Below are 6,000 nucleotides of genomic sequence, written 5' to 3' on the forward strand. Positions count from 1 at the left end.
GTCAGGCGTCGTGGTGTGGCGTGCGGCGTCGCCGGCGGCGGCTGTCGCGCGGTCGATGCTGGCGCGCCGCCCCGTACGCCGTGCGTGTTCGCGCCACAGTGCGGAGGCGCGCATCCAGCCGGCGAAAGGCCGGGTGCAGGAAACGCGACCCGCGTCGATCGCCTCGCGTCGGGCCTCGGTTTCCACCAGGTCGGCGCCGATCAGTTCCAGCCAGCCGAGATCGTCGCTTTCGCGCGCCTTGTCGAACAGCTTTCTAAGATCCCGGCCGAATTCGAACATGGTCCAGGCGCTCCGTCGTCCCGCTTCGGGACCGGAAAGGCGTCCCTGGGGCATCCTGTGCAAACGCAGCGCCGCGCCGTCAGTTCGACGAGGTGGTTAACGTCACTCCGTACCCGCCGCTCCCTGCCGCTCGCTGATCTCCTCAAGCAGACGCCGGCCCCATTCCACGCTGGAGCCGCCATGCGGATTGTTGACGATAGGCGTCAGCAGGGTGACCGCGTCGCTGTAGTGACCGGTCTCCATCAACGCGATCGCCGCGTCGCCCCGGATGGACATGACCTGGGGCGCGTATTTTATGGCGAGGATCCAGGTCTGCAGATCGTTGGCGTTGGGATAGTCGGGCGCGGTGCGCCGGATGCGCGCCAGGGCGGCATAGACGCGATAGTCGGTCGGGTCCGCCTCGAACGCCCGGCGCAGATAACCCTGGGCCTGGCGGCGCTGCCGGACGCCTTCTGCTTCATCGGAAGCCAAATCGCCCCGCTCCTCGAGGATATCAGCCATAAGAAGCAGGCCCTCGACATTGTCCGCCTGACCCTCCAGCGCCCGGACCAGGGCCGTCTCGGCGGCCGCGTCGTCGCCCCATTGCCGCTCCGCCCGTCCCAGAGCGACCAGGGCGAGAGGATCGTCCGGGAACTGCGCCGCGGCCGTTCGCAGCGTCTGAAGAAGCGCGGGGCCGTCGACGTCCTCGGGGTTCGGCGCGCGCGCGTTGATGCTGCGCAGAAGGACCGCATCCGCCGCGGGAGACAGTCTCGTCACGGTGATGACGGGCCTGACCGTCGGAATGTCCACCTTGGAATAGGTCATGCGCCCGTTCAGGTAGCTGCGCAGCCGGTTGGACAGCTCGTCGGGCGTCATTCCAAAGGTGGCCTGCCACGCCTCCACGGGATCCTGCCCGCCGTTGACGGCGGCGACATAGGCCGCGACGGCGCGCGCGCGCTCCGTATCCGCGAGCAGCCAGTGGGTCAGCGCCCATGACTGCGCATAGTACATTCCGATGGCCGTCTGCCCTTCGATGTCGAACGAGCCCTTCGCCCTCAGCAGGGTTTCCATGGGCAGCCAGCGGTTCCGCTCAAGCGAATACTGGCGGCCGGGGTTGGGCAGGCCGAAAGAGGCGCTCCCGCCCGCCGACACCGTGGCCGTGGCGAAATATTCCGCGAACCCCTCGCTGAGCCAGCCGGGATACTGACCGTTGCTGTTCTTGGCCATGAAGTGGTGGCTGTACTCATGCAGCAGGATATCGTCGTCGCGTCCGCGGACCAGGATGGCGAAGATGTCGTTGTCGCTGGTCGAATAATAGCCGTCGAACCCTTCCGGCAGGGCCGGCTGGGCGATGCGCAAGGAGCGGTCGTCCGAGACCAGATAGACGGGCAGCTTGCGGATGTCGTCGTCCTGGACGCCGCCGAAGCGGAATCTCAGAAGGCTGTCGAAACGCTCCAGCTTGGCGGTGTAGTCGCGCAGCGTCTGTTCCGAGCCGTCGCTGTAGACGATGAAGTGCGGGCTTTCGGCGCGCCGCCAGTCGGCGAGGGCGGTCGCCGGCGACAGGGCGCTGAGCGACAGGGCGACAAACAGGCAACGGACAACTGACAGCAAGACGGATCTCCCCCCGGATATCCGCCATCCAAACCTGTTTCAGGTCGCGCCGTCCAGCCTCGGGTTGATCGACCCACTGGCCGGGCGCGGCGGGCCTACCCGCGTTCCTTCGTCCGGGTGAAGGCCACCGCGGGGAAGCGCTCCATGACATAGCCGGTCTCCCAGCTCGACTTGGCCAGGAAGACCGGGTCGTCGTCGATGTCCCGGGCCATCTGGCCGCGGTATTTGCCCATGAAGTCCTCGATGTCGGCCCTGGTCCCGCCGATCCAGCGCGCCTCGGCCCAGGGCGAGGGTTCGAAGATGACCTCCAGCCCGTATTCCTCGCCCAGACGGTCGGCCATGACCTCGAACTGCAGCTGGCCGACGGCGCCGACGATGAAGTCGCTGCCCATTTCCGGCCGGAACAGCTGGGTCACGCCCTCTTCGGCCAGGCCGTCCAGCGCCTTCTTCAGGTGTTTGGCCTTGAGCGGATCCTTGACCCGGACGCGCTGCAGGATTTCGGGCGCGAAATTGGGCAGGCCGGCGAAGCGGATCAGGCCCGTCTCGGACAGGCTGTCGCCCACGCGCAGGACGCCGTGGTTGGGGATGCCGATCACGTCGCCGGCGTAGGCGTCTTCGGCCAGTTCGCGATCCGAGGCGAAGAACATGATGGGGGCGTTCACGCTCAGCTGTTTGCCCGTGTTCTGGACCTTCAGCTTCATGCCGCGCTGGAACTTGCCCGAGGCCATGCGGAACATGGCGATGCGGTCGCGGTGGTTGGGGTCCATATTGGCCTGGACCTTGAAGACGAAACCGGTGACCTCTGCCGCGCCAGGCTGGACCGTTTCGGCGACGGGGTCGGCGGCGTTGCGCGTTCCGGCGGGCGGGCCCTTCTGGGCCTTCATCACCTTGGGCGGCGGGGCCCATTCGCCGATCGCGGCCAGCAGTTCGTCGATGCCGAAGTGGCGCAGGGCAGAGCCCCAGAGCACGGGGGTCATGTGCCCCTCGAGGAAGGACTGGCGGTCGAAGGCCGGATAGCCGCCCTCGACCAGTTCCTGGGCGTCCATCAGCGCCTGGTGTTCGCCCTCCTCGAAATACTGCGCGGCGTCGGCCAGCGGCAGGGCCTCGGGGTGGGGGACGTCCTCGGCCGAACCGGCGGGCTTGCGGGCGTAGGGCTGGAACCGGCCCGTGCCCATCTCGACCATGCCGCGCAGGCGGTTGCCGCTCTCGGCCGGCCACCAGATGGGAGCGGGGTCGAGCTGCAGCCGGCTGGCGATCTCGTCCAGCAGGGCCATGGGGTCCTGGGCCTCGCGGTCCAGCTTGTTGATGAAGGTGATGATCGGGATGTCGCGCAGGCGGCAGACCTCGAAGAGCTTCAGCGTCTGCGGCTCGATGCCCTTGGCGGCGTCCAGCACCATGATGGCGCAGTCGGCGGCGGTCAGGGTGCGGTAGGTGTCTTCCGAGAAGTCCTCGTGGCCCGGCGTGTCCAGCAGGTTGAACATCTTGCCGTCGTGCTCGAACGTCATGACCGAGGCGCTGACGGAGATGCCGCGCTCCTTCTCGATCTTCATCCAGTCGGACTGGGTCCGCCGGTTCTCGCCGCGCGCGCGCACGGCCCCGGCCGCGCGGATGGCTCCGCCGGCCAGCAGGATGTGCTCGGTCAGCGTGGTCTTGCCGGCGTCAGGGTGCGCGATGATGGCGAAGGTCCTGCGGCGCAGGGCCTCCTGTTCGAGAGTGAGCTTCGACATGTTCGATCCGTTGGGCGGCGGGACGTAGCGCGGACCGGGCCGAAAGTCACCCGCCGCCGAATAACCCCTAGCCAGCAAGGGGTATCGGAGTCATCGTTCGTTCAGGCGAGACGACCGGTCACGCAATCGGGCGCCGTCTTGGAAACGCAAGGAACGGCCATGGCTCCGAACTCCGCAGACCCGCCGCCGCCCCATACCGGGCCGCATCCCGCCATCAGCCTGATCGTAGGCTTTGGCGTCATCATTCTCGGCGCGACCGTGGTGCACGTGGTATTCAACGTGCTGGTCTAGGCCCGGCCGGCGCCAGTCGGCCCCAGCCTCCGGCCGTCCGGCGTCGTCGGATGGCGCTTCCCCGACGGGGCCCGGCGCCGGTCCCGTCGCTGTCCGGGGCCGAAGCGACCAACGTCTTCGCGCGCCTGACCTGGATCGGCTGACGCCGAGACCTTCCGCAAACGCTAGCGCGTGGCTGCGGGCTCTTCCTCGACGTCCGCGCCCCCTCCGGCCGCCAGTGCGACGGCGGCGAGCAGGGTTCGGGCGCGGACGCGGTCGGCGCCGGGGTGGGGCGCGTTGGCGACCGGATCGAGCATCGTCTTCGCCTCACTCCACATAGACTTGGCCATATAGGCCTCGGCCAGCCTCAGCCGGCTCTCGTCGGCCTGTGGAGCAAGGGCGGTGGCGACCTCAAGGGTCGATATGTCGTTGGCGTTGGGATAGCCGGGCTGCCCGCGCCGCGTGTCGTTCAGGCCGAGATAAATCCGGAAGTCCAGCGGCTCGTGTTCCATGGCCTGACCCAAATAGGCCATGGCGAGGCGTCGCCGGGACGGCGAGTTGCCGGAGTCCGGCTCTGCCTTGACCTGGTCCATCAGGAGCGCGGCGGCGATGCGTAGCGCGTCCCCGTCCGTGGACGTCGCCGACAGGAGCGGTTGCAGCGCCTCCAGACCCGCCGCCGGGTCGCCCTTCAACCGAAGCGCGCGGGCGGTAACCAGCATGGCCATGCGCTGGTCCGGGCGCCGCGCCGCCGCAGCGAGGGCGTCGGTAATCAGTTCAGCGCGATGTCGCGCTGTGTCGCGAGCCATCTCGGCTCTTCGTCCCTCCGAGCGCGGATCATCGGGGTCGTTGTCCGGTGCGACGACCAGGGGCGTGTCGTCCAGTCGGATGTCGTACCAAACCAGGGCGCCGTCATCCGCGCCCAAGGTCGAGATTGCGACCTCCGGCATCGGGATATCGATCTGGGGCGTGTAATAGGTGATGCGCCCCAGAAAGTAGCGGCGCATGTCGCTCTGGAGTTCGATCGAGGTGCGCCCGGTCGCTGTCTGCATCGCCGCGACCGGGTCCGCGCCCCGGATCACGCCGTTCAAATACTGGCTCAACATCCCCTGTCGTTCGGGCGTGCTCATCAGATAATGGGTCAGCGCCCAGGACTGGGCGTAGTAGTCGAAGACGCGGGCCCGCCCGGATCGACTGATCCGCCATTTCAGCACGTCGGCCAGGGGAGCCCATTCGTTGGCCCCCTGCTGCGTCAACATGATCATCCGCCCGCGGTCTTCCCGTCCGACCTCGATCTTCTCCGGTTCCATGACAACGGTGGAATAGTATTCGGCGAAGCCCTCCACGAACCACGACGGGTAGGCCACGGCCGACATCTGGAACATGAAGTGGTGCGAGTACTCGTGAAACAGGGTGCTCAGCGCCTCCGGGTTTGAGATGTTGGTCACCGTGTAGATGCGGCCCGCGTCGGCGGAGTAGAAGCCGGCGACGCTCTCAGACCCGCCGGGAAGGATGCGGCGCATGTCGCGCGCGCCGTCCGCCAGATAGATTTCCAGCTTCGGAATCTGGACGTCGCTCTGGATCGGATAATAGGTCCGAAGAAGGGCGTCGAATCGTTCGATCTTGGTGGCGTAGGTGCGCAGGGTGCGCTCGGACACGTCGCCGTAGAGAATGAAGTGCGTGGTCTCCGCGCGACGCCACTCCGCGCAGGCCGGTCCGGCGACGAAAGCCGCTGCCGCCAGGACGACGGCGGCCAAAAGCTTGATGATGTTCATGGGCCAGCTCCCCCGACACGTGGCGCCTGCAGGGTCGGACAAGCTGCGCGAGGCGTCAATCCTCTTGCATGACCGTTCACGATCGGCGGCTGGCAGGCGACGTCTCAGGCGGCGAGGCGCATCCACACGGCCTTGTCGGCGGCGACGGCGTCCAGCTTGCCCTGGGAGGCGCGGGTCTTGAGCTGGCGCATGACGGGGGCGGGAAGGGCGCAGAACTGCGGCTCGACCAGAGCCGGATCGCAGCCCGGGGCGGGCGCGGCGAACAGGGCCGCGTTGACCTCGGGCGACCGGTCGTGGATCAGCCATGCCAGACGGCGGGCGCGCTGCGGGTCGTGCTGATGCATCAGCGGGTCTTCGGCGAA

5 protein-coding genes and 1 pseudogene are annotated in these 6,000 nt (G+C 67.8%); 1 reads left to right on the forward strand and 5 read right to left on the reverse strand.

The window, feature by feature from the left end; all coding sequences use genetic code 11:
* The 3 genes and pseudogenes from V6M42_RS12455 to V6M42_RS12465 all read right to left on the reverse strand — a co-directional run.
* A pseudogene (locus tag V6M42_RS12455) lies at positions 1–279 on the reverse strand (hypothetical protein); the annotation flags it as partial.
* Positions 280–381: 102 nt separating this feature from the next.
* Positions 382–1,869, reverse strand: a complete 1,488-nt coding sequence (locus tag V6M42_RS12460; RefSeq protein ID WP_332678760.1) for a DUF1570 domain-containing protein — start codon at positions 1,867–1,869, stop codon at positions 382–384.
* Positions 1,870–1,964: 95 nt separating this feature from the next.
* Positions 1,965–3,596, reverse strand: a complete 1,632-nt coding sequence (locus tag V6M42_RS12465; protein WP_332678762.1) for a peptide chain release factor 3 — start codon at positions 3,594–3,596, stop codon at positions 1,965–1,967.
* A gap of 159 nt (positions 3,597–3,755) precedes the next feature.
* On the opposite strand from V6M42_RS12465, the gene V6M42_RS12470 reads away from it, so the two are divergent.
* Positions 3,756–3,887 (forward strand): hypothetical protein, encoded by a 132-nt coding sequence (locus tag V6M42_RS12470; protein WP_332660288.1) that lies wholly within the window; start codon positions 3,756–3,758, stop codon positions 3,885–3,887.
* A 164-nt stretch (positions 3,888–4,051) separates the two neighbouring features.
* Here the strand turns inward: V6M42_RS12470 and V6M42_RS12475 are convergent, their stop codons facing one another.
* Complete coding sequence (locus tag V6M42_RS12475) at positions 4,052–5,638, reverse strand: DUF1570 domain-containing protein (protein ID WP_332678763.1); 1,587 nt, start codon at positions 5,636–5,638, stop codon at positions 4,052–4,054.
* Positions 5,639–5,742: 104 nt separating this feature from the next.
* A partial coding sequence (locus V6M42_RS12480; protein WP_332678764.1) for a hypothetical protein occupies positions 5,743–6,000 on the reverse strand: 258 nt, incomplete at its 5' end.

The organism is Brevundimonas sp., assembly GCF_036677305.1.
Classification (GTDB): Bacteria; Pseudomonadota; Alphaproteobacteria; order Caulobacterales; family Caulobacteraceae; genus Brevundimonas.

What these genes read in the sequence shown, in the direction of transcription:
- V6M42_RS12465 (WP_332678762.1), bottom strand. Translation starts at nt 3,596, where the DNA reads ATGTCGAAGCTCACTCTCGAACAGGAGGCCCTGCGCCGCAGGACCTTC.
- V6M42_RS12470 (WP_332660288.1), top strand. Translation starts at nt 3,756, where the DNA reads ATGGCTCCGAACTCCGCAGACCCGCCGCCGCCCCATACCGGGCCGCAT.
- V6M42_RS12475 (WP_332678763.1), bottom strand. Translation starts at nt 5,638, where the DNA reads ATGAACATCATCAAGCTTTTGGCCGCCGTCGTCCTGGCGGCAGCGGCT.